This window comes from Neotamlana nanhaiensis, assembly GCF_000943555.1.
Taxonomy (GTDB): domain Bacteria; phylum Bacteroidota; class Bacteroidia; order Flavobacteriales; family Flavobacteriaceae; genus Neotamlana; species Neotamlana nanhaiensis.
The window spans coordinates 153,580-178,726 of the sequence record NZ_JTDV01000014.1; the positions used below are offsets into that span (position 1 = coordinate 153,580).

Annotated in this window: 16 protein-coding genes; 7 read left to right on the top strand and 9 right to left on the bottom strand. The window is 35.5% G+C overall.

Annotated elements, in window-relative coordinates:
• Nucleotides 1-74 precede the first annotated feature (74 nt).
• The 7 genes from PK35_RS14435 (at nt 75) to PK35_RS14465 (ending at nt 5,692) form a co-directional block, all read left to right on the top strand.
• Nucleotides 75-947: a pseudouridine synthase gene (locus tag PK35_RS14435; protein WP_044627272.1), complete on the top strand. Its 873-nt coding sequence runs from the start codon at nt 75-77 to the stop codon at nt 945-947.
• A 479-nt stretch (nt 948-1,426) separates the two neighbouring features.
• Nucleotides 1,427-2,824 carry a type III PLP-dependent enzyme domain-containing protein gene (locus PK35_RS14440; RefSeq protein ID WP_044627273.1) on the top strand — a complete coding sequence of 466 codons (1,398 nt, stop codon included), beginning with the start codon at nt 1,427-1,429 and terminating at the stop codon, nt 2,822-2,824.
• A gap of 16 nt (nt 2,825-2,840) precedes the next feature.
• Nucleotides 2,841-3,815, top strand: coding sequence for a deoxyhypusine synthase family protein (locus tag PK35_RS14445; RefSeq protein ID WP_044627274.1), 975 nt, complete (start codon nt 2,841-2,843; stop codon nt 3,813-3,815).
• A gap of 27 nt (nt 3,816-3,842) precedes the next feature.
• Nucleotides 3,843-4,163: a hypothetical protein gene (locus PK35_RS14450; RefSeq protein ID WP_044627275.1), complete on the top strand. Its 321-nt coding sequence runs from the start codon at nt 3,843-3,845 to the stop codon at nt 4,161-4,163.
• Between the two features lie 17 nt (nt 4,164-4,180).
• Nucleotides 4,181-4,402, top strand: a complete 222-nt coding sequence (locus PK35_RS14455) for a hypothetical protein (RefSeq protein WP_044627276.1) — start codon at nt 4,181-4,183, stop codon at nt 4,400-4,402.
• A 20-nt stretch (nt 4,403-4,422) separates the two neighbouring features.
• On the top strand, nt 4,423-5,208 hold the full coding sequence (locus PK35_RS14460; protein WP_044627277.1) for an RMD1 family protein: 786 nt from the start codon (nt 4,423-4,425) through the stop codon (nt 5,206-5,208).
• A 136-nt stretch (nt 5,209-5,344) separates the two neighbouring features.
• Complete coding sequence (locus PK35_RS14465; RefSeq protein WP_044627278.1) at nt 5,345-5,692, top strand: hypothetical protein; 348 nt, start codon at nt 5,345-5,347, stop codon at nt 5,690-5,692.
• A 98-nt stretch (nt 5,693-5,790) separates the two neighbouring features.
• Here the strand turns inward: PK35_RS14465 and PK35_RS14470 are convergent, their stop codons facing one another.
• The 9 genes from PK35_RS14470 to PK35_RS14510 form a co-directional block, all read right to left on the bottom strand.
• Nucleotides 5,791-8,769, bottom strand: coding sequence for a glycoside hydrolase family 2 protein (locus tag PK35_RS14470; protein WP_044627279.1), 2,979 nt, complete (start codon nt 8,767-8,769; stop codon nt 5,791-5,793).
• A 154-nt stretch (nt 8,770-8,923) separates the two neighbouring features.
• Complete coding sequence (locus tag PK35_RS14475; RefSeq protein ID WP_044627280.1) at nt 8,924-12,610, bottom strand: hybrid sensor histidine kinase/response regulator transcription factor; 3,687 nt, start codon at nt 12,608-12,610, stop codon at nt 8,924-8,926.
• 144 nt (nt 12,611-12,754) lie between these two features.
• Nucleotides 12,755-13,963, bottom strand: a complete 1,209-nt coding sequence (manA, locus tag PK35_RS14480; protein ID WP_044627281.1) for a mannose-6-phosphate isomerase, class I — start codon at nt 13,961-13,963, stop codon at nt 12,755-12,757.
• A gap of 158 nt (nt 13,964-14,121) precedes the next feature.
• Complete coding sequence (locus PK35_RS14485) at nt 14,122-15,042, bottom strand: glycerophosphodiester phosphodiesterase family protein (protein ID WP_044627282.1); 921 nt, start codon at nt 15,040-15,042, stop codon at nt 14,122-14,124.
• Nucleotides 15,043-15,059: 17 nt separating this feature from the next.
• Nucleotides 15,060-16,652 carry a calcineurin-like phosphoesterase C-terminal domain-containing protein gene (locus PK35_RS14490; protein ID WP_044627283.1) on the bottom strand — a complete coding sequence of 531 codons (1,593 nt, stop codon included), beginning with the start codon at nt 16,650-16,652 and terminating at the stop codon, nt 15,060-15,062.
• A gap of 16 nt (nt 16,653-16,668) precedes the next feature.
• Nucleotides 16,669-18,648 (bottom strand): calcineurin-like phosphoesterase C-terminal domain-containing protein, encoded by a 1,980-nt coding sequence (locus PK35_RS14495; RefSeq protein ID WP_044627284.1) that lies wholly within the window; start codon nt 18,646-18,648, stop codon nt 16,669-16,671.
• Complete coding sequence (locus PK35_RS14500) at nt 18,648-19,871, bottom strand: BACON domain-containing protein (protein WP_082048594.1); 1,224 nt, start codon at nt 19,869-19,871, stop codon at nt 18,648-18,650. Before PK35_RS14500 ends, PK35_RS14495 begins: the two co-directional genes overlap by 1 nt.
• Before the next feature lie 24 nt (nt 19,872-19,895).
• Nucleotides 19,896-21,464, bottom strand: a complete 1,569-nt coding sequence (locus tag PK35_RS14505) for a SusD/RagB family nutrient-binding outer membrane lipoprotein (protein ID WP_044627286.1) — start codon at nt 21,462-21,464, stop codon at nt 19,896-19,898.
• A 10-nt stretch (nt 21,465-21,474) separates the two neighbouring features.
• Nucleotides 21,475-25,059 (bottom strand): SusC/RagA family TonB-linked outer membrane protein, encoded by a 3,585-nt coding sequence (locus PK35_RS14510; RefSeq protein ID WP_117624682.1) that lies wholly within the window; start codon nt 25,057-25,059, stop codon nt 21,475-21,477.
• Nucleotides 25,060-25,147: the final 88 nt, after the last annotated feature.

Here is a 25,147-nt window from a genome sequence, read left to right on the forward strand (position 1 = left end):
CGCGAAAAAAACGTAAATTAAAACATCTAAATCGTTAATTTTAAAGTATATCTTTGCACAAAATTTAAAACATTATGAGCAGGAACCAAGGCAGAGGCAGTAATAAAAAAACATCGCGAGGTGGTAGCAGTTCAAATAAACGTACAAGCTATTCTCGTGGTAACTCACCAATAAAAAATCAAGGTGGATTTACAAAGCCATCGCAGAGCACAAAACCGCAAGCACCTAAAAAGTCTAATAGCAACGAAGTTAGACTTAATAAGTATGTTGCCAACTCTGGTATTTGCTCGCGCCGTGAGGCCGATGTGCATATTGCCACAGGTTTAGTTTCTGTTAATGGTAAAGTAGTTACCGAAATGGGTTACAAAGTAAAACCTGGCGACGAGGTGCGCTACGATGGCTCTCGCGTAAACCCAGAGCAAAAAGCTTATGTGTTATTAAATAAACCTAAAGGCTTTGCTACTACAAATAGCGAAGGCAAAGGACGCACGGTAATGGATTTAGTAGCTAATGCTACCAATGCCAACATTAGGCCAATAGGTCGTTTAGGTAGAAACTCAAAAGGTTTGTTGCTTTTTACTAACGACGATGCTATTGTAAAAAAGTTTACCAACTCTAAAAATGGCGTGCCAAGACTATTTCATATAGAATTAGACAGGAACTTAAAACACGAAGATTTCAAAAAAATTCAAGCCGGTTTTAAAGTTGATGATAGAATGATTGAAGTTGAAGAAATAAGTTATATTGATGGTTCGAGTAAAAAAGAAATTGGCTTAAAAATTAAAAACACGGGTAACACTATAATCCGCACAATTTTTGAGCATTTTAACTACGATATTGTGAGTATAGATTGTGTAGCCATTGCGCATTTAACTAAAAAGGATATTCCGCGTGGTCACTGGAAACATTTAACTACACAAGAGCTTAATAATTTAAAGATGCTTTAGTAGATTCCGAAACAAATTCGGAATGACACGATTACTTTATTTAAACCTAACACCCGCATTAGGGATAGCAGCGTAAAGCCCACAGCAAGCCAATGCTAATTGGTTTGCGAGGACTTGCAGCGTATAGCCCGACTCCAAAGCTTTGGGGTAATGCCCAAAAAATTATTTTAAACTTTTTTTAAAATTTATTTGCTGTATTAAAAAATAAATTACATTTGCTTCACTTTTAGCTGAACAAATTGAACTCTGTTTTTATGTTCGGGCTTTTGAAAATTAGGAAGTCATACTCAAAAGCAGCTTACAGATTAAGCGACCGAATTTTAAAGCTAACTTCCGTTTCTCCTATCTATGCTGTACAGCATGAATATGCCTTTGTGCCTACAACACAAAGTCAATTTCGTATTTGATATTCTTTTGTTTTTATTATCTTAACGTGTAGTTAATCTACAATTATCAATTTTAACATTTTAAAAGCATAAATGAATACTAAATATATTGATTTAATCAATCAGACTTTTGATTTTCCTCAGGAGGAATTCGACTTAAAAAATAAAACATTAGCGTTTCATGGTATTAACCTTATGGAACTTGTAGAACAATACGGTGCGCCTTTAAAATTCACCTATTTGCCGCAAATATCGAATAATATACAGCGTGCTAAACAGTGGTTTGCTAAAGCTATTGAAAACAATAATTACGCGGGCAAATACAACTATTGTTATTGTACTAAAAGTTCGCATTTTAAACATGTTTTAAACGAAGCTTTAAAAAACGATATACATATTGAAACTTCTTCTGCGTTTGATATTGATATTGTTGAAGCTTTAAAAGCGGAAGGTAAAATAACCGACGAAACTTTTGTTATTAGCAACGGTTTTAAACGTGCACAATATGTAACTAATATTGCCAGATTAATTAATAATGGGCATAAAAATGCTATTCCTATTATTGATAATTATGAGGAGTTAGAGTTACTATCGGAAGAAATTAACGATACTTTTAAAGTAGGTATTCGTATTGCATCGGAAGAGGAACCAAAATTTGAATTTTATACCTCGCGCTTAGGCATTGGTTATAAAAATATCGTACCTTTTTACAAAAGTCAGATACAAAACAACAAAAAAGTTGAGCTTAAAATGCTTCACTTTTTTATAAACACTGGCATTCGCGATAACGCCTATTACTGGAACGAGCTTACCAAATGTTTAAAGGTTTATACTAGTTTAAAGAAAATATGCCCTAGTTTAGATAGTTTAAATATTGGCGGTGGTTTTCCTATAAAAAACTCGTTAGCTTTCGAGTTCGATTACGAGTATATGGTCGACGAAATTGTAAACCAAATAAAATTAGTTTGCGACGAAGAAGGTGTAGATGTACCAAACATTTTTACCGAGTTTGGCAGTTTTACTGTTGGCGAAAGCGGTGGCGCTATTTACGAAGTGTTATACCAAAAACAACAAAACGACCGCGAAAAATGGAACATGATAAACTCGTCGTTTATTACAACCTTACCAGATACTTGGGCAATTAACAAACGTTTTGTGATGCTACCAATAAACCGCTGGCAAGACAGTTACGAACGCGTTTTATTAGGTGGTTTAACCTGTGATAGTGATGATTATTATAACAGCGAACAGCACATGAACGCTATTTATTTGCCAAAATATAACAAAGACAAACCTTTGTACATTGGTTTTTTTAACACAGGAGCTTATCAAGAAACTATTGGTGGTTTTGGTGGCTTGCAACACTGCTTAATACCGTCGCCAAAACATTTGTTGATAGATAGAGATGCTGAAGGAAATTTAACAACAACCTTATTTTCTGAGCAGCAAAAAAGTGAAGACTTACTTAAAATTTTAGGTTACAACAATTAAAAAACACACAGAAAAAATGACTACTAAAGGTCCTATTTCACAATTTATACAAAAACATTATTTACACTTTAATGCGGCAGCATTAGTTGATGCAGCAAAAGGTTACGAAGCCCAATTAGAAAACGGTGCTAAAATGCTTGTGTCGCTTGCTGGCGCCATGAGTACTGCCGAACTTGGTAAGAGCTTCGCAGAAATGATTCGTCAAGATAAAGTACAAATCATTTCTTGTACAGGTGCCAATTTAGAAGAAGATATTATGAATTTGGTCGCGCATTCGCATTACAAGCGCGTGCCTAATTACCGCGATTTAACCCCAAAAGAAGAGTGGGATTTACTTGAAAAAGGCTTAAACCGTGTTACCGATACTTGTATTCCAGAGGAAGAAGCCTTCCGTCGTTTACAGGAACATATTTTTAAAATTTGGAAAGACGCTGATGATAAAGGTGAACGCTATTTACCACACGAATACATGTACAAAATGTTACTTTCTGGTGTTTTAGAACAGTATTATGAAATCGATTTAAAAGATTCTTGGATGTATGCTGCTGCCGAAAAAAACTTACCAATAGTTTGCCCTGGTTGGGAAGATAGCACCATGGGTAATATTTTTGCAAGCTACGTTTTAAAAGGCGAACTTAAAGCAAGCACTATGAAGTCGGGAATTGAGTACATGACCTTTTTAGCCGATTGGTATACCAACAACTCTAAAAACGGTATTGGCTTCTTTCAAATTGGCGGTGGTATTGCGGGCGATTTTCCTATTTGTGTTGTACCAATGTTATACCAAGATATGGAACGCACCGACACCCCATTTTGGAGCTATTTTTGCCAAATAAGCGATTCTACAACAAGTTACGGTTCGTATTCTGGTGCTGTACCAAACGAAAAAATTACTTGGGGTAAACTCGATATTGATACACCAAAATTTATTATAGAAAGTGATGCAACTATTGTTGCGCCTTTAATTTTTGCTTATCTTTTGGGTCAGTAATTAACCAAACTATCAAATTTTAACACCATGAAAAATAGAAACGATAATCTAAAACGTGTGATAGTAGATTTTAAAAAACTCACGCCAGAGATTTTAGCGCTACTTGTTGAAAAATATCCTGATGGTTATGACGACGACCATATTATTTCGTTTAGAAATCAACACAACGAAATTATTGAAGCTGTTGAGGTGACTACTGCAGACACTAAATACTTGGTTAAAGTAAGTACCAAGTTAGCAGTTACCATGGAAAATTACGATGAAGATGATTATGAAGATTTCGATAATGATGATCCAGAAGCTGTACAACCACCAGACACTGAAGATTCTGACGACGACAACGATTAATTAATATAAATACGAATATGAGAACAGCTGTTTTTAAATCATTCAAAAACGGATTATATAAGTTTTGGTTTGAAAATGGAGAAGAATTAGCTTTTGAAGACGTACACCCAAGAGTGTTAAAGCAATTCGATTTAAAAAATGATAAAAGTTTAATTGATAAAGACTTTAAAATTACCTTTATTGAAGAAGAAGATGGCGACGATGTAATTTACATTGTTGAAAGCTTAAAACCGCTTTAATAAAAGTATTTACACAAAATATGTACACCGTAGTTGCTTACCAAGTAGCTAGTGCTATCAGTATAAAATCTAGCAAACAACAGTTGCCTTGGCAATTGTTGTTTCAAGATAGCGACGAGCTTTATTACACAAGCTCACCCAATAAATTTATTTATATTTTTCAGTACGGTATGGTTAGTTTTTTTAACATGACCAGTACCGAAATAAATGACGCTTTGCAGCAACTTAAATCGCATTGCAGCAACTATTTTTCTGAAAAATTATCTGATTCTGTTGAAATCGTAATTCAACCTAACACTCTTAAAGTTGAATTCGACAACGTTATTTTACCCAATTTAGACCAAGAAATGATTCGTTTAGTAATGTTAAACGCATCGCAATCTGTGGCGCTAAACCGGTATTCTGAAATTACCGAAGAATTATTAATTGAAACCAACAAGCACACCTTATACCTAGAAGAAAAAGGGAAACTTGATATTTCTGGAAACAAATTAAAACGCTTCATTGGAAAAGTTTTAAACATTAAAAACAAAATTTCTGAAAACCTTTACATTTTCGATTCGCCTGAAATTACTTGGGAAAAAGAAGAATTTAACAGGCTTAACCAAGAACTTAAGCAAGCTTTCGATTTAAAAGACAGATATCGCGTTATTCACGACCGCATTGAAATTATAAAAGAAAACCTTGAGCTCTTTAAAGACATCATGGATCATAACGAAAGCAGTCGTTTAGAGTGGATCATCATTATTTTAATTGTAATAGAGGTTATCGATTTATTTATAGCCAAACTTTCTAATATTATTTAACGACACAGACAGTACTTTTTACTTCACTTATGTTACCAACAGCTTTACGAGTAAGGTTGTTATAAGTTAAACCGAAACTTTGGTAGATTTTTTCGGTTAAAAAAAGTGTCAAAAAAATATTTTTAAAAATTTTATTATGAAAGCTAAACATTCAATTTTAGGCTTAATGGCTTTATTTACCGTTATATTATCTGGTTTTACAACTGTAAAAAATCAAAATGATCCCATTTCAATTACCGCCGTTTTTGATGGTAAAGAAGATTATGGCTATAATTTTATTGCCACCGAAGACGATTTAGAATACACGGTTACCTTTCACAAAGTAAACGAAGACATATTAAAAACCTTCGATTTAAATTCTGAAAAACTTATTGGTTCAAAATTTAAAATCACATACACCTCTAAAATTGTAGTAACAAAAGATGAAGATGGTTACGATTACGAAGAAGAAATCAATACTATAATTAAACTACAAAAGTTGTAATAAACAAAAAGTATTGCCTGCTGTTTTTTAGGTTTAATCCCAAAAAACATGCAGGCAACTACAAACTAAACTATATATTTTAAACGCTTTGCGTGTATTTACAAACTTTCGTAAAATTCAACCTCAACAATTCTAAGTTGTTTTACGTTGCTACTTTCCTTTAAACCTGCAGCATCAACCTTACCTGTTATTTCTACAAGGTTAATGGCATCGCTATCGGTAGCTTCCCCTACAAGCTCAATTTTTACATTTTTACCTGTGGTTTCTTCTACATTTAGAGTCACATAACCTAAACTCAACTCGGTTAAACCTTGGTAAACAATTTTATTATCAACCGAAATTCTAATTGGGTATTGGCGACGTCTCCAACCAGATAGCTTCAACACGACTTGATTAATTTTTGCCTCATGTGCTAATGCATAGGTTATCGTTGATGTTTCTCCATTTACATTTCCCCATTCGGTTAGTTCGTTATCATCAAAACTTTTCGCAACCTCATCGGCATTCGAATTTGCAGTAGCAGAAACAATAGCTACGGCTTGTCGTGTTTTTGTATAAGATTTTGTTTTTGGTGTTGCCCCTTTTTCGAAATTTGAAGGCAAACTTTCCGAAGGAATTTCTTTTGAAAGCGCACTTAAATCTGTTTCATGTGTTTTTATACTAACTGAAGCTTTTTTCAATCCTTTTGAAGTCGCTTCAACCTTAATTGTTCCAGCTTTATCTGTCGTTCTAACAAACACACGATTTACACCACATTCTACAGGAATTTGCTTTGAACCAATATAATTATCTGGACCTTTCGCAATACCACCAACAAATTCACCGGCACCTTTCACATCAAAATCAATCATATTTAATGCTGTTGGACAACGATTACCTTTAGCATCAACAACTTCAACTTGTACAATAACTAAATCGGATGCGTTTGCTAAACTACCACCAGGCCTCTCTAAAGTGGTTAGTTTTACTTTTGCAGGTTTACCCGCTGTTATTTTTTCAGCTTCACAAATTTTTGCTCCTGATTTATTATAACCCACAGCTTTAATATTTCCTGCTTTAAAAGCAACATCTTTAAACGTGAATAAAAACTGTTTGCTTTGTTCCCCTTTTCCTAAACTTTTTCCGTTTACAAAAAGTTCAATTTCATCCGCTGAAGAAATTACGGTTATATCTTTTACTACACCAGATTCGTAGTTCCAATGCCCTAAAATATGTGCTCTTGGGTTTTCAATATCTACCCAACCGTCCCACATTACTTGATGCGCATAAAAGCCATCTTTAGGAATTCGCATAGGATCGACTTCTCCACTTCGTCTGTAATTTTCGGCACCACGGTAATGCGTATTGGTATCGCTAAAAACAATATTAACGCCCCCTGAACTTACACGTTCGCCTGTTCCTGGGCGCATTTCGTAATAATCATACCAACGCACTACATCTTCAATAGCATGAGCATCTTGATTGTGGTTGTAAGCACTCGCATCTTTTACATTTGTGCCATTTACATTTTCATGCGTGGTACCGCCACTGCCTTCTTTGTGATATGGCGGTGTAAACTCATCCCAATACTTTCGTAAACCTTCGTCTCTACTATACTCGGTTGCCCAAAACGGAATACGTTCGCTTTTGTTGATGTATAACATTTCGCCACCATATTCGGCAACGCGACTATCTAACATTTCACGACTACCAATGGCACGACCACCATAAGGATCGTATTGATTTTTTATAGCTAGCATTTCTTGCATGTGTGCTTCGGAAATACTTTCGTTACCCGATTCGTAAAAAATAATACTCGGGTTATTCCGGTTGTAAATTATCGCATCGCGCATCAACTCTAAACGCTGTGTCCAACGACGACCCGTAACATCAGATTCCGAATCGCCCGCAGGCATTGCTTGAATAAGCCCTACTCTATCGCACGATTCAACATCTTGTTTCCACGGCGTTACATGCATCCAACGCACTAAATTACCATTGCTTTCAATCATTAATTTGTTGCTATAATCGCTTACCCAAGCAGGAACCGACATACCAACCGAAGGCCACTCGTTACTGGTACGTTGTGCGTAACCCTTTACCATAATCACACGATTATTTAAGTAAATCATGCCTTTATGAAATTTTGTTTTTCTAAATCCAGTTTTAACAACAACTTCGTCTGTTGACTCACCATTAACCAACAACTGACTATGCACCTTATACAAATAACCGTAACCCCAACTCCAAAAATTAAGACTAGATACTTTGTTGGCAGCCGAAATATCAAACATGCCATTAGGTGAAATCATTGTTTTATCGCCTGTAAAAGTCGAAATTATGTTGCCATCCATATCTTCAACCTTAACTTGTAATTGGGCTTCAACTGGTTTTAAGGTTTCATTTTTTATTTGCGAAGACACATGTATTACAGCTTCTTGATTATCGATATCAAAATCCGACGCATACACATAGGTTCCAGTAGTGCCTAAAGTAGTGTACAAGGGTAATGTTTGATAAACTTTAGGTGTAATGTGCAAATACACATTTTTAGGAATACCGCCATAGTTCGCATTAAAATTTTTATTATTCCATTGAAAACCCGAACCTGTTAATTGCTCTTTATAACGCCAATCGTTATCGGTTTTTACAGCAATAACATTTTTTTCTGGATAAGGCTTTAAATACGGTGTAATATTAAACCCAAAAGCCATCACTCCATTTTCATGACGCCCGATAAAGGTATCGTTTATATAAACTTCTCCCATTTGGCGCACGCCTTCAAACTCAATAAATACATTTTGATTGTTAAAATGTTCTGGTAAGCTAAATGATTTTCTGTACCAAGCGATACCTGTAGATAGCTCGGTAATATCTAATTTAAAAGCCTCGTCTTGATTCCATGCAAATGGTAAATTCACTTTTTTCCAAGACGCATCATTATATTGTAATTGTTGTGCGTTGTTAGCATCACCTACATGCAATTTCCAACCATAATTGAAGTTTAATTTTTCGCGTTGATTGGTTTCTATTTGTGAAAAAATAGTACTTACAAAACAGATGTATGTAATAATAAAAAGGAACTTTTTTTGTCTCATGTATCTAGTGGTTGATAAGTTCGTGGTAGAACTTTACCAAAAATACAGAGATAGCAGACTTTTTTTATTATCATAAATTACAAACACCTATCAAATCTTTGCAATGAGAATTTTTGATAATAGTTTGCAAATTTTGAATTACTAAAAAAAACAATTAACTGCTTAACTTACTGAGGTATTTAGATGGACTACTGCCATAATATTTTGAAAATGTGCGCGAAAAATTTGAAGGTTCTGTAAACCCAGTTTCGTAAGCAATTTGCGATACGTTTAAGTCAGAATTTATTAGTAATTGTTTAGCATGATCCATTTTAACACGAATAATAAATTGATGCACAGTACTACCACTAACCGCTTTTAATTTTCGGTATAATTGACTTTGACTAATTTGTAAATACTCGGCTAATTTTTCTGAGTTAAACTCGGGATCTTGAATATTTTCCATTATAAAATCGGTTAGTTTTTTTAAGAACACATTATCTAAATCGGGCGCATCTTCTTGTAACTCATTAATGGATTTTATTCCCGCCAACTGTTTTTGCAACAGCACTCTATTGTCTAAAATACTGCTAATTTGAGCTTTTAAAACACCGATACTAAACGGCTTTGGGATGTACGCTTCCGCACCAAGATTAAAACCTTCAATTTGATGTTCGTCCGATGCCTTTGCCGTTAGCATAATAATTGGAATATGGCATGTAGATTCGTTCATTTTAATATGCTTACACATATCGACACCTTCCATAATAGGCATCATCACATCCGAAATGATTAAATCTGGAATGTTTTTTATAGCGGCTTTCAACCCGTCTTTCCCATTATACTCTTGCAACAATCTGTATTTTCCGCTAAGTTCCTTATTTAAATAAGTTTGTACATCAACGTTGTCTTCCACCACTAAAATGGTGGTTTTGTTAATGTCCTTTGTGCTTTCTTCCTCTGTTTTTACAACTACGGCTTTCGCTGAATTTTCACTAAGCCCTAGCGCTTCGGCTTCAGTAACTTCAACATAAGGTAATTTTACGGAAACTTTAGTGCCTTTTTGAGGTTCGCTACTCAACTTGATGGATCCATTTAAAATATCGATTAAATTTTTGGTTAACGATAAACCAATTCCTGATGAGTTACCATGAAACGGACGAGAACCTATATTATTGAAAGGTTTAAACACTTCGTTTAACGATTCTTTATCGATACCAACTCCAGTATCTGTAATGGTTATTTTAATAGCTTGCTTTTTATTATTGAGCCTAACGTTTAAATTTACTTTTCCGCCGTTTGGTGTGTATTTAAACGCGTTAGAAAGTAAATTCATAATAATTTGCTCTGTTTTTTCGGCATCTATAGCGCAGTACAAAGGCGTTGTTTCAACCAAATAATTAAACTCAATTTGTCGGTTTTTTGCTACTGGTTTAAAGGATTGTGAACAATTTTGAATGATGTCGCTAAAATCGCAAGGCGAAGGTTTTAATTTTAGTTTGCCTTGTTCTGATTTTCTAAAATCTAAAATCTGATTTATTAATCGGGTTAAATGTTTTACATTTCGGTTAACGATAGATAAATAAATCTCACTATTTTCTTTACTAATTCCCTTTTTTTGAAGTTGTTTAAGGGGATCGGAAATTAAGGTCAAGGGTGTTTTTAATTCATGCGAAACATTGGTAAAAAACTCTATTTTATCACGGTTTAATGCCGCTTGTTGCTCACGATTTACACGCTCTAACTTAATTTGATTTTTTAAACGATCGCGGTATAAAATTTCTCTGAAAAAGAAGAAAAATATACCAATTAACACCACCGTAATAACGGACTTAGCGAGCATGGTTCGGTACCACAAATTTTCAATATGCACGCTTAAAGAGCTGTAAGGAATTGTTTTTTCGGCATCTGGGTTAAACGGGCGTACTTTAAACACATAATCGCCTGGTGGCACTTTATTGTAAGTTACCTTATTGCTTAAGGTTTTAATCCAATCGTCGTCGTAACCTTCTAACTTATATTCAAAAATTTCTTTGGTCGCTTCATTGTAGTTAAACAGCGAATATCCTACCGAAAAACTTCGGTTTTCATAATCTAAATTTATAGAATTTGTGTGCGATAAAGATTTTAACAAAACAGGCTTCCCGTTTATGCTATCTAACGGATGCACTTCCTCGTTAGCGAGATAAAGCGATTTTAAAATCACTTTCTTGGTGTTACTAATATTCGATTTTATATCCTTAGGATTAAATGCCACATAACCATTTTTTGTTCCGTAATAAATAATATTGTTTGTGGTATCTTTAAAAAAGGCGCGTTCCCAAAAACTCCATGAGTTATATTGATCTTTTTTCTGATAACTCGATACAAATCCAGTATTAATATCAATAGCTGAAATACCTTCCTTGTGCGATACCCATATGTTGTCATCATCATCTGTAATTGAAGAAATATAAGCTTCAGGTGTATCGTAACGCAGGTTAATTTTTTCGGTTACAAACGAATTCTTTTCTACTCGTATCCTGCTTAATCCTTCAATAGAACCTACCCAAATATCATTATTTTTATCTTGATGTAGTGCGTATAAAATAGATCCTAAAACCTCATTATTGAATTTAGATTCGGAAGATGTTATACTATCCGTTTCGCTCATTTTTTTGGTAGAACTTAACTGAATAATGCCTTTACCTTCTGTAGCTAATAAAAACGTATAGTCATCTAGTTTTAAAATATCGGTTACAATATGGCCTTGTAAATCTTCAGCATAAAAAAAGAAATCTACCGACTTATCTTTTAAATTAATTCGCGCCATTCTATCGAACAAAGCCACCCATAAAATATCGTCGTTGTAAGATTCCATGGCATGCACCGCAGGTATTAAAAGTGTGGAGTCTAACTCCCGACTAAACACTTCGGTACATTTGTTTTTGCTTCTGTCGTAAAACTCTAAGCCATCAACACCACCAATCCAAATATCTTCATTTTTATCTTTAAAAAAAGTACGCACATAATTCATCTGAAGATTAGACTTATAAAAGGCATTGTTGGCATCTAACTCATTATTATTTTTGTAAATAATAACGCCTTCGTCTGTCCCTAGCCATAGTTTATCATCAACCTTAAGAATATCTCTTACGGTTATTAACTTTTCCTTTTTGGTGTTTGGGCGATAGGTATAATGTAAATCGAACGGGTTACGGTTTGGATTCACCTTATAAACATCACCATTACGCGTACCTAACCAAATTACGTTAGTATCGTCTATAAAAAAAGAGGTTACAAAATCGTCGAATAAATTCCCTGGTTGGTTAATATCGGCAACATAGGTGGTTTCTTCTCCCGTTTTAATATCGCGCGACATAAACCTAAGTAAATGCATAAAATAGTGATTACCATTAATAACATTATCTCGATTGATGTTGTTTGATTTATTACTAAGCTTGGTTTTAATGGTTTCTGAAACTTGATCGTCGTTAACCACCGTAAAACTGTTGAGTTTATAGTTGTACTTTACGTATTTCCAATCGAAAGTGAGCAACCACAAGCCTAAATTCTCGTCGGTTACAATATTTCTAATACGGTTGTTTGGGATTGAAGTATCGTCGTTAGGATTATGTTGGTATAAATCGAAATCCTTACCATCGTAACGGTAAGCACCATTCCAGCTACCAAACCAAATGTAACCAATAGAATCTTTTGTGATACCGTGAATAGAAGTTACAGGCGATTTTTCTTGACCATATACTTTTTCGAAAAAAAGCTTTTGTGCACTCACTTTATTAAACGCAAGCACCATAAAAACACAGCACAACAATAGTTTTTTACTTAAACGAATAAGTAAATTTCCTTTTTCAAACAACATAAACAGCTTAATTAGATGTCTCTAAAATAGCTTTTTAATGTTATTTACAAAACTATGATGGTTTTAATTTTTAATAGATGCATTGTCCCTATTCTGAAACACAATACTCAGAAACTATATTTTTCTCTGAAAAAACTAGACTACCTAAGCCACAGGCGCAGTCGCTTTGTACAACACCGAATTTGCTTTTGGTTTAATAGTGTACTCGCAACCTGCCAACAATAAAACCGATTGCCCTTTTTCTAAGCTCACTTTAGCATCAGCGTCTTGTGCTTCAACTTCACCCTCAATAACAATGATAATTTCGGCAGTTTTTGCCGTATTTTTGTAGGTTTTTGAAGTTTCTAATGAAATTAAACTCAATTGAAAATCTGGTGCAAGCGATTTGTAAATGCGCTCAATACCATCATCTTGTAAGTCACCTTTCATCACGTTTGGTATAGTTTCTTCAAACGCTACGTGCTTTAATAATTCTGGTACATCAACATGTTTTGGCGTTAAACCACCACGTAACACATTATCAGAATTTGCCATAAGTTCCATATTTTGCCCTTCCAGATATGCATGCGGAATTCCTGCATCTTGAAATACAGCCTCACCTTTGTTAGCTTTTACTATGTTGAAGAAATAAATGGAGTAAATACCTTTATCTAAAATGGACGCATCATCAGCAGAATCTACCGCCTTTGCTGCCCAATAGTCTGGTGAAGACTTAGCTATTTTACCCGCTTTGTATTCTGGTAAAATTCTATCAACTAATGGCTGAAGCACTTTGTTGGTCTCTTCTTGAGACTCTTCCATAACATGCTTGTATAGTCCGAAATAACCACCAGTTTCAAAAACCGTTTTTAAATGATTAAACTCAGGCACAGTTTCTAAAACCGTTTTTAATTTAGCTTCGGTTAAAAATCCGTGAAGCAACCAAAACTCGCTTAAAGCCACCATAATTTCTGGCTTATGGTTATCATCCTTATAATTCCTGTTTGGTGCCGTTACTGGAATACCAGCTTCATTTTCTTTTTTAAAACCTTTTTCGGCTTCAATTTTTGTAGGATGTACTTGAATGGATAACATATCTCGCACATCTAAAACTTTAAATAAAAATGGCAGTCGACCAAATTTCTCTGCGATGTAATGTCCTAAAACAGGTTCTAAATTTGCCTCGATATAAGTATCTAACGATTTTTCGCCTTCGGAAGTTTTAATCATTGAAGGAGCTTTACTATGGCCGCCTAACCAGTATTCGGCACATTGCTCGCCGTTTTTATCAACACTTAATAAATTAGGAATATATGTGGTACCACCCCAAGCATAATTTTGGATTTTCCCTTCAATTGGAAATAACTTCGCCATTTTTTAAATTTTAAATTCAAGGTAAAATTAATAGCTTAATTGATTATAACCAACTTTATCGTTTACAGATTTAAAAATTCGAGGAAATAAAAAAAGCGCAGTAAAAACTGCGCTTTTCAATGAAAAAACTAACTAAATACTCAATTTACAATTAACTCTCAATTATTGTTTTGTAGTATTACTTTTTCTGGGTAGTCGGTAATAATGCCATCTACTCCAAGTTTTATTTGTTCTAGTATTGCCAAAGAATCGTTTACCGTCCATGGTATTAGTTTCATTTGTTTGGCTTTTACAGAATCGACAAAGGCTTTATTTTTTATCAACTTATAATTAGGACTATAAATTTGAGGTGTAAATTCCAACAACTTTAAATTAGCTTCAATACCACTTTTGCTTACTAAATATGCCAACTGAACCTCTGGATAAGTTTTATGCATTTCGTTTAAAATTGCAGGATCGAAAGATTGAACATTCCACTTACCTGCAATGGTTTTACCCTTTAAAACCTGCATTACTAAAGCGACCATTTTATCGGGTTGTGGCTGATAAATATCGTAAACTGAAGGCACCGATTTAATTTCAATATTATATCCCACAGGTGGTAATTGCTGCTTTTTAACAAAAGTTTCTACACTATCGATTACTTCGGAAAGCAAAGGTTTATAGGCTGAAATTTTGTTTTGCTCGGGGAATTTAACATTGCCTTTTAACCCTACTTCGTATGTTTTAATACTATCGTAGGTCATGTGATACAAATTGTATTCCTTTTCGTTTTCTTTTGAAATACTATCGCCTTGAGGCGTTAATACATACAATGACGACATGTAAGGTTCATGAGAAACAACAACTTCACCATCTTTAGATATTACAACATCTAACTCGATAACATCTACACCCTTCAAAATGGCATTTTTAAAACCAATTATTGTATTTTCTGGACTATGACCCCGTTCGCCTCTATGACCTTGCACCTCAACTCGGTTTGCATCTGATTTTGAGGTTTCTAACTTTGATGTTTTAGCCTGTTCTTTACATCCTAAAACCATACAAATCAATAGTAAAACCTGTAAATATTTCATCTTAAAAAGGGTTTAAATTAAAATTTAGGCGCTTCAACACGATATGTTTTGCTTCCAAAATGCTCGTTGCCATACATATCTTTTGCCTTTATTTCTATGGTGTGCTCGCCAACTTCTAAATTAGAAAGCACTTTACCTTGCCATAAATGTGTACAATCTATAGCATTTGAACCGCGTTTTCCAGGTATTAAAACCTCAGATTCATCCCAATTAATAATTTGCGATACATACGAAGGGTCTGGTTCGTTAATATATTTCATTGGCTTCCAATCGCCGTTATCAATGCGATATAGTAACTCATCGTTTTTACTTCCCATGAAAAAATTCACGTACACTCCCGACTTAGTGCGTTTAGCTTTAGCAACTACTTTTGGAGCAAAAATTTCCATTTGATACGCTTTTGGCTTGCCCGCAACTTTATAATCCACACTGTACGAATTACCATTAAAATTTATAAACGCATAGCCTTTTGGTGTACCGTCTCTCATGGTGGAAACAGGAATTTTATTTTCATCTAACTTACCTGAATACCAATCGCCGCTTGTTGTGCCTACATTGTAATGATGATGTGGCTTTTCTTGCGGCCATCCTTCACTTTTAGTAAAGAAATCTTGACGCTGAATATGCGTGTGCGCCGATAACGACAAGGTGTTCGAAAATGGTTTTAGTAAATTGAATAATCTCTGACGATCTTCGTCTCTAAAAGTATCTTCGTTTGCTGGTTCGCTTAATGGAATATGCATAGCCAAAACAATTAAATAATCCTTTGGCACATGTTTTAAATCATTTTCTACAAATTGAAGCTGATCTTCCCTGAAACCACCCCAATATTTAGTAGCATTTCTTGGATCTGGATACAACACATCGTCTAGTACAATAAAATGGACCTTACCATAATTAAAGGCATAATTTGCTGGACCAAAATGCGCTTCGTAAGTTTCATCTGCAAGCTTATCGGTTTTTGCATCAAAATTAATATCATGGTTTCCTAGAAGGTTATACCAAGGAATCCCAACTTTTTTTGTAGCAGCAATGTATGGGTTAAAAAGATCTAAATCGTTCCCTACCAAATCGCCAAGACTCAAACCAAAAGGCACATTTTCAATATTTGCAACTTCTTCTACAACACCTTTTGCAAAATAGTCAACCTCTTCTTGAGTGTACGGTTGCGGATCGCCAAAAATTAATGCTGTAAAAATGTCTTTTTCTTCGGAAGGCATTAAAGGAAAATTAAGTAATCGCGGTAATTTACCTGTTTCCTCAACACCTTTGAATTTTGATTTTGGCGAACCTTTTGGTTTATGATTATAGAAAAATTGCGGTAAATTATCGGCATTTGTTGCAATTGCATACTGACTTGGTTTAATCACCGAAATAATATTATCATCCCCTAAAGGCAACTCGTATTTTCCTTTTTTATCGGTAAGCACAACATCAACACCGTTTGTTACAGCAACATGAGCAATACCTTTTTCTCTTGATTCTTTTTTGCCGTTTTTATTGGCATCGTTAAACACATAACCTGCTACTTTTTCTTGTGCTAAAGCTTGAAACCCTAGAGTTGCAAAAAGTGCTACCGTTAATGTTTGTTTAATGTATAATGATTTCATTTTTCTTAATAATTTTTTATTTCATATCTAAGGTTAGTGCTTTGGGGCGCTCCATATTTTCGGTGTACACGTTGCCAAATCTATCTGTTACTTTTATATTTAAAGTTGAATCTGGCGCCGCAGCCGTAACTTTAAAAAAGTGAGCTGTTTTATTCGTTACAAACGCACTTGTTGGTGTTGCTCCTGCATTTAAACGTAAAGCATCGTAAGAAATAATATGTAACGGATCTTTAGTGCTTACTCGTGAAATTTCTAAAGGTGTATTACCTTCTAAAACTTCAATTTGCCATTGCGAATCGTAACCCCAAACGTTTATTAAAACATCGTTATTTGTACTTGGGCTTGCGTAAACATCGGCATAATCGGCTAAATCCGTATCATTGGAATTTGGTGCGTAATTAGCCGCAGTAATATGAATACTATTGACATCGTAAGTTCTAAACTGGTAATCTTCATCGTAACCAATCCCTTTAAAACGCCATTTTATATCACGGTTATTCATCTCCCAAATACCATATCCGCCGGGGCTTCCATCTTTACAAATATGATTATCGGCATAACCGCTTCTACCCGTCCACCACCATGTTGCACACAAGGCAGCCGTATTGTGCTCCATAATGTTATTATCTTCTACCGAAAAATTAACATGCGTATGCCCAGACAAAACATGAACGGTTGCAAATTCGCTTAATGCATTTTTTAAGGTGCTTCCGTTTAATAAATCGGTTGTATTTACTTGATTTCCGTTAGTATCTAACGCCGGATGTTTGTATAGCGGCGTATGCATTGCCAGTATAATTGGCGTGCTTTTATCGGTAATGGTTGCTAAATCTTTTTTCAACCATTCTAGTTGATCGTTGGTTAAACGCTCGTTGTAATTTCTGCTACCAATAGTACCTTGAGATGCACCTGAATTGATATACTCCACACTATCTAAAACCACATAATGCACTTTTCCTAAGTTGAAAGAATAATACGTTGGCCCGATAATATCACGGTATTTATTTTCGGCTTCCCAGTCGTTAGCATAATAAGGATCGTTATCGTGATTCCCGATTAAGTTGAATACCGGAGCATTTACTTTATTCATGTATGGCACGTAATCGTTGAGTCCGAAATTGTTATTGTACCAATACGCATCCCAAGTTAAATCGCCTAAAGTAAGCGCATACACTTTTGTACCGTTTGCGGAATATTTGCCTATGGTATTGTTGATGTCTGGTAAGACTTTAGATGTAAATTGCTCTAAATCGTTATTTCTATTCGCCAAATGCCAATCGGCTAAAGGCAGTACCACATGATTATCGTTACTCACTTGAATAAGCGAGAAATCTTTTTGTTCTACAGTTTCGGTGCTGTTGCTAACACGCTTGAAAAACTGCGGTGCACTTCCAACATTGGTAACTTCGTAATTTCCGGGAACGGAGATAAAAACAAATCCTGTTTTTTTAAGTGATGCTAAATAATAACGCCCTTGTGCATCGGTAACTGTAACGTCGTAACCATCGGAAACCGTTACATTTGCTATACCTTCACCATTACAGTACACAACACCTTTTATGTTTTTGCCTGCAACATCAGGAATATTGGTGTTTGCTATTACATTACACAAAATGTTACCCAACAATAGTTTGTTAGCATTACGCAAAACACTTACGGCATAATTTCCTGATTCAAAATTTCCAGAAATTGTAAACGTGAATGTGCTCTCTGAAACTTCAACAACCGTTCCTGAAAAACTTAATGAAGTAGTTGAAGATACAAACTCAATTGTATCTCCAACTTTAAATCCTTTTCCTGTTAATGTGGTTTGTCCTTCTCTACTCACATCTAATGACGAAGGAATTGAAACACCAGAAATATTTAAGTCGTTATGCTCATCAATTTCAACCTCATCATTACTTTCACAATTAAGCAAAGTAAAGCCTAAACCGCTAACACTTGCAAGCGTTGTTAAACCACTTAGCTTAATGAATTTTCTTCGTGATTGACTCATTAATCTATAATTTCAACTTTAATATCATCTAAGAAAATGCGATTTTTACCTTTACCAACGCCAACAAGGGCAAAATCGCCACCAAGTAATTGCAATTGGGTTTCGGCAGTCGCACCAGTAATTGTAAAAGTGTAAGTTGCCGAAGCATCTTCCCAAATTGCTGTACAATCAGGATCGGCATCGTAATCTGGCCAATTGCTAATGGTAAATGCATCAACACTAGTAGTTCCAGGACCAATAACACCAACATTCAAAGTATTATCGTCTTGTGTGCCGCCTTTTGTTTGATAAGGCACTGCTTTAAACGTAACCTTAACATCAGTTTCTTCGTCTAGAATTAAAAATTTTGGAGAAACCAAATCGCCACCATAACCTGTTTTTCCAAGTTTTACAAAACCTGTTCTGGCATACACCACTTGCTGATTGCTTGAACTTGTATTTGGGGTACTTGTCCAGCCTCTATCCATTTCGTCTTGCGTCCAAGAGTCCATGCGCTTTTCGCCAGACGTCGTGTAAAAAATCGTGCTTCCGTAGGTTAACCAATCGAAATGTTCTTCTAAAACAATACTTCCATCCAATTGTGTAATGGTAACACTTTTGCTTAAAGTAGGATGATTTGCAGAACTCACAGTTAAAGTCGCCGAACGCTCTGTACCTTTATTTTTTTCTGCAGAAAGTTTTATTGATGTTTCGGTGGTTTCAATATCTTGAATCCAATCGCCATTGGTAATTTGATATGTCCACTCCACATTGGTACTTAAATTAATTTGAAAGTTGCCACCAGCAGAAGCTACGCTAATACCTTCTTCTGCATTTTGAACCGTAATAAATGGTACGTTGGCTTCTTGCTCCACGCGAAACAAAGCGGGTTGCTCTTTGCCATTTACAAGGAAAGCAAAGTTCATAACTCGAGCATCGAAGGTATTGTTCTCTTCCACAATAAATTTAAAGATACCATCATCATCACCTTTACTTGGAAATGCTTTTACCCACTCGCCTTCACTTTGTGCAACCACTTCCCATGACTGATTGGAACGAACCACATAGCTTTGCGTAATTCCGTTAATATCGACCGACAATCCGGTTGGGTTTTCTTCAATTATAAAATAAGGTTCGCCTGCAGTTTCCTCGTCATCATTACAAGAAACCGACACCAACAATAGCGCTATTAATGCAAACAACCTCAATGCTTTGCTTGTATGTATTTTATTTAGTGTATTCATTATTTCAATGTTTTTTGTTGATTTTTAGTTTCCGCTTTCGATAGCTTGTTTACTCCACCAAACTGGTGTTTTCATATTGTTTTCGCCACCCATACGCGTTAATGCTTCTTGCGCATTAGCGTTGTTTGTTGCCATAGTTGTATTTGGATAAGCAAAACGTGTTGGCAGAATATAATCGTTAAAAACTGCGCCATCGCCAATGGTTAACTCTGGATATCCTGTGCGACGGTATTCGTGGTAAGCTTCCATACCTATCCAGAAAAGGCTTAAGAATTTTTGATTTGCAATAAGTTCTGTTTTGTTTACTGCATTATCCCAAGATGCCAAATCTGAAGCTAAAAATGCTTCAATATTTTCTTCTGAAATTTCTACTGGCGTTTCACTAAACTGCCCTAATGTTGCCCATTTTTCAATAGATGCCGTTACCGCATTTTCGTAATATTGTTTTGCTACTGCTTCGCCACCTGCTATATCACCTTTTAAAGCGGCTTCGGCTAAAATAAACTGTACTTCAGCATAATCCATGTAACTTGCTGGCATTTCAGCTCTACAAAATACAGCGGCATTTAACCACGATGCACCAGCATCTGCAACACTTTGCTCAGCTTCTGTACAACCTGCTATAGTGCCTTTCCATGCATTTACACCGTTAACTAAGTAATTTGGATTTTTCTTTCCATAGATAGCCAAACGCGGATCTTCATAAGTTTGATTTCCAAAATCATCGGCAATAACCGTCATTTTAATTAACTGCTCGGTGAGTTTGCGACCAGAACTTGTAAATCCGTTTTCATTAGTATTTGCAAACTGACTGCGGTAAGGATCGGAACCAGAGAATTGAACCGTTGCATTATCGTCATTCGATTCGAATAAAGGATATTTACTTGGGTTATTTAACATCGCCGTCATTTTAGCTGCCGTATTCATTTCAGAACGACCACTAACACGACATAACAAACGTAAGTATAAAGCATTGTTGAATTTCATCCACTGCTCCATATTACCGTTATACATACCATCTAAAGCTGGTTTTATAAATACTGGATTTTCTGCATACAAATTATTGGCAGTTTCTAAATCAGCAAACATTTGCTCATAAACTTCCTTTTGCGAGTCGAATTTTGGTTCGGTTGTACCGCCTTCGCGTGCCTGAAATGCTTCCGAATACGGAATATCTCCAAACATATCTGTTAAATTAGACATGTAAAGCACTTTTAAAGTTAAGGCTATTGCTTGTAACGATTGGTCGTTTTGCTCAATACTTAAATCGTACATATGCAACGCATTGTTTGTATAACGCGCATAGGTATTCCATACACTTTGCCAGTTTTGGTCACCTATAAAATAACGGTGTTCCTGACGCGTACCACCTCCTGTAAATGCAGTAAACTGAATTAATTCGTTGTTCCAAAACCAAGTGTAATTTTGCCAAGCGTTGATACCGTTGTAAAGTAAAGGCTCAAACAATCCGCTAGCTTTTATATCGCCAACATTGGTTCGGTTTGGGTTTGTATTTATATCTTCAAAATCGGAAGTACAAGCAAACAACATGCTTACCAAACCGATGATTAATAGTTTTCTTAAATAAGTCATCACAATGTTTTTAGAATGAAAGTTTAACGTTTAATCCGTAAGTTCTTGTCATCGGGAAAGTCATCGACTCAATACCTCTATAAATATTTGAACCGTTTAACATACCCGTATCAGGATCGTACTGTGGGAAGTCTGTAATACAAAATACATTGGTAGCATAAGCTCCAAAACTTACATCTTTAAAAGCCCCTAGCTTACTTATTAATTTTGCAGGTAATTGATAATCTAAACGCAACTCTCTTAGTTTTAAATAAGAGGTATCGAAAGTGTTCATTTCGGTGTTATTACGGTTCCAAACATACGTATTGTAATAAGTTTGAATGCTGTTTGTTACGGTGTTGTTTTTTGTGTAAGTGATAGAACCATCGGTATTTTCAACGGCGTTAACTCCTGGATGAACTAGACCATCGTAACGTCCTTCAACCGAGTTATTAAGTTTACCTTGGTAAGACAACGCAAAGTTTGTTACCGAAAAAGCATTTCCGCCTAATTGTCCTGCAAAGGTTGCCGAAAGCATTAAGTTTTTATACTTAAAACGCTGTACCATTCCGGCGCGCCAATCTGGGTTTACTTTACCAATTCGTGTTTCTGGAGAATTATCTAACACCGGGTAACCTTCAGAATTTACAATATGCATGCCCGAAGCATCTTGGGTTTCGCCATTTTCATCAATGTAAGTAGCGCCTTCTGGTGCTTTTTGAAAACCACGGCCATAAATAACGTGCATTTCTTCACCTACATAAGAATAAATGTAAGTTCTACTTCCAATGGTTGTTCCCATATCGGTTTGTAATGGCACAGTAGGGTCCCAACCATCTTGTAAACTCACTAGTTTATTGATGTTTTTAGACCAGGTTACATCGAAATCCCATTTAAAATCTTTGGTTCTTACAGGTACAAAGTTTGCTGAAACTTCTAATCCTTTGTTGGAAATTTCACCTGCATTGATGGTCATTCCTGTAGCTCCAGTAATTTGATCGACATCTACCGAAACAATTTGATTTGTTGTTGAAGAATGATAAGCAGTTACATCGAAAGATACACGATTTCTGAATAATTTTGCTTCAATACCAGCTTCCCAACTTTCTACATTTTCTGGTTGAATTAATGGATCTGGAATATTCCCTGGCAATGTATAGCCTCCTGGATATGATGTTGTGCTGTACACCTGATCTAAAGAATACGCCGACGTATCGTTACCTACATTTGCCCAAGATGCACGTAATTTCAACATATCTACCCATGGCGCATTTTCTTGAAAGTTGAATGTTTTATCTAATAAAACACTTGCTGAAACCGATGGGTAAAAATACGACCAATTCCCTCTAGATAATGTGCTAGACCAGTCATTACGTGCTGTAACATCTAAAAAGTAAGCATCATCCCAACTTAAGGATAGCAAACCATACAAACTATTCACTACTTTTTCGCTGCGGTAGTTATACGGATCTGGGTTTACACCTGTTGGCAAGTTTGTTGTGTGATAAATATCTTCTTCACCTAACTCGCTTAGAGTAATTTTACTGTTGTAATATTCGTTTACGCGATTGTTACCACCAACCATAGCCGAAAGCCCGAAACGCCCCTCGCTAAAGGTATTGTTATAACGTAGCATAAAATCGTTGTTGTTTTCTAAAACTCTAACGGTTTGCTCTCGGTAAAATCCGTTTTGATAACCTGCTGTGTAGTACGGTTTACGTTGTGTACGGTATTCATCGGACCAATCTAAACCAGAACGTAAATCGAGCGTAAGGTTTTTAACTAAATCGAAAGTTAAACCTATACTACCAAAAACACGGTTTTTATCTTGTGTATTTAATGCTTCGTAAAGGGTACGATATGGGTTAAAAGAGTTGGCCGAAGGAAACACAAGTCCCATACCATTTTCTCCACCAGCATTCCAGTTGGCGTAATTGTAGCGTCCGTTAAAATATTCATCTTTCCAGTCTTGAATGCTATTAACATTAAAACCCCAAACTAGTGCATACATAGGGTTAGTTTCGTCGTAACCACTAACAGGCATATTATCACTTTTCTTTTTGTAATAATTAACCTTAGCGTTTAATTTAATTTTATCGGAAACTGGAGTATTTATTGCCAAAGACACCGTGTTTCTATTAAACCCTGTGTTTGGTAAAATCCATTCGTTTTTAAAATCGGTTACCGAAAAACGTGTAGAAGTTCCTCGTCCGTTATTTCCGTTTATACTTACCGTGTTATTTGTGGTAATACCTGTTTGAAACAAGCCTGTGTACCAATCGTCTTGATACACCCATGGCAATTTGGTGTATGTATTATCATCCCAATTTTTAGAGGCATATAAATAACGCATTTTATTGGCATCGAAAGCTTCTCCAAAGGTATAACGCGAATAGTGTCTTGGTTGTTCTACACCATCTGGTGCCATATCTGCAGTAAGATTCCAAAGTGAATATTCGCTCGCGCCCATATCGGAACCATTACCAAATTGTGTTTGAAAGTCTGGAAAAAATCCTGCCTGCTCAAAAGTTACCGAAGAGTTTACTGTAATTCCTAAACCTTTATTTTTTTTGCCCGATTTTGTAGTAATCATAATAGCACCGTTGGCAGCACGAGAACCGTATAAAGCCGCAGCGGCAGGTCCTTTTAACACTGAAACCGATTCAATATCGTCTGGATTAATATCGCTCATGCCATCACCATAGTCTACAGGAGCATCGGCTTGGGCATAGTTACTCACACTTCGGGTTGCCGTTGCTCCAGAATTTACGGGAACACCATCTATAACAAAAAGCGCTTCATTATTGCCGTAGTTTAAAGATTGATCGCCTCTTAAGGTTACACGAATTGAACTGCTTGGTCCTGAGTTTGCCGATGTAAACGTTAAACCAGCAACCTTACCGCCTAAACTATTTAACCAATTTCCTGAAACCGTTTTGGTAATTTCGTCGCTTTCCACTTTTGCAACCGAATATCCCAACGATTTTTCTTCACGAGTAATATTTAATGCGGTTACAACTACCTCATCAATAGCAACCACATCTTCTTGCATGGTGATATTGAAAAGTCCGCCGTTTTTAGTTGAAATTTCCACGCTATTCATTCCCATGAAAGAAAACAACAAAGTGCTATTTTCGGGTGCTTGCAAGGTATAGTTCCCATCAAAATTGGTTAAAGCGCCAGTATTGGTTCCTTTTAAAATAACGTTAACGCCGCCTAATGGCATACCTTTATCGTCTTTAACTTGTCCGTAAACTTTCACCTTTTTTAAACTACTTAAAGTAATGGTAGAACCGCTTACCAAATAGTTTAATTGGGCGTCTTTACTTATTTGATCTAGTATTGATTTTAATTTCTGATTGCTGAAATTATAAGTAAAAACCTTTTTGTTATTTAAAATATCGTCTGAATAACTAAATGTGTAGGTTGAATTTTTCTCTAATTGATTAAATAGTTGATTTAGAGTTACATTTTTTACTTTTAGATTTGTAGGTTTTTCAAGATTGTTTTGTGCTAAAACACTTTGGGTAGATCCAAAAAGTGCAATAGTTAACATAAATAGCACCAAAACATTGGCGGAAAATAATTTCCTTTTTTGGTATAAATTTAATTTCATAATTTAGTAATTACTTTTTAGTAAATAGGATTTTAAAAATTCTAATAAGCTGGAGCTGGTGACGCAGCTCCAGTTTTTTTTTGTGATT

What these genes read in the sequence shown, in the direction of transcription:
- PK35_RS14510 (WP_117624682.1), bottom strand. Translation starts at nt 25,059, where the DNA reads ATGAAATTAAATTTATACCAAAAAAGGAAATTATTTTCCGCCAATGTT.
- PK35_RS14465 (WP_044627278.1), top strand. Translation starts at nt 5,345, where the DNA reads ATGAAAGCTAAACATTCAATTTTAGGCTTAATGGCTTTATTTACCGTT.
- PK35_RS14450 (WP_044627275.1), top strand. Translation starts at nt 3,843, where the DNA reads ATGAAAAATAGAAACGATAATCTAAAACGTGTGATAGTAGATTTTAAA.
- manA (WP_044627281.1), bottom strand. Translation starts at nt 13,963, where the DNA reads ATGGCGAAGTTATTTCCAATTGAAGGGAAAATCCAAAATTATGCTTGG.
- PK35_RS14490 (WP_044627283.1), bottom strand. Translation starts at nt 16,652, where the DNA reads ATGAAATCATTATACATTAAACAAACATTAACGGTAGCACTTTTTGCA.
- PK35_RS14495 (WP_044627284.1), bottom strand. Translation starts at nt 18,648, where the DNA reads ATGAGTCAATCACGAAGAAAATTCATTAAGCTAAGTGGTTTAACAACG.
- PK35_RS14460 (WP_044627277.1), top strand. Translation starts at nt 4,423, where the DNA reads ATGTACACCGTAGTTGCTTACCAAGTAGCTAGTGCTATCAGTATAAAA.
- PK35_RS14455 (WP_044627276.1), top strand. Translation starts at nt 4,181, where the DNA reads ATGAGAACAGCTGTTTTTAAATCATTCAAAAACGGATTATATAAGTTT.
- PK35_RS14485 (WP_044627282.1), bottom strand. Translation starts at nt 15,042, where the DNA reads ATGAAATATTTACAGGTTTTACTATTGATTTGTATGGTTTTAGGATGT.
- PK35_RS14445 (WP_044627274.1), top strand. Translation starts at nt 2,841, where the DNA reads ATGACTACTAAAGGTCCTATTTCACAATTTATACAAAAACATTATTTA.
- PK35_RS14500 (WP_082048594.1), bottom strand. Translation starts at nt 19,871, where the DNA reads ATGAATACACTAAATAAAATACATACAAGCAAAGCATTGAGGTTGTTT.
- PK35_RS14475 (WP_044627280.1), bottom strand. Translation starts at nt 12,610, where the DNA reads ATGTTGTTTGAAAAAGGAAATTTACTTATTCGTTTAAGTAAAAAACTA.
- PK35_RS14435 (WP_044627272.1), top strand. Translation starts at nt 75, where the DNA reads ATGAGCAGGAACCAAGGCAGAGGCAGTAATAAAAAAACATCGCGAGGT.
- PK35_RS14470 (WP_044627279.1), bottom strand. Translation starts at nt 8,769, where the DNA reads ATGAGACAAAAAAAGTTCCTTTTTATTATTACATACATCTGTTTTGTA.
- PK35_RS14505 (WP_044627286.1), bottom strand. Translation starts at nt 21,464, where the DNA reads ATGACTTATTTAAGAAAACTATTAATCATCGGTTTGGTAAGCATGTTG.
- PK35_RS14440 (WP_044627273.1), top strand. Translation starts at nt 1,427, where the DNA reads ATGAATACTAAATATATTGATTTAATCAATCAGACTTTTGATTTTCCT.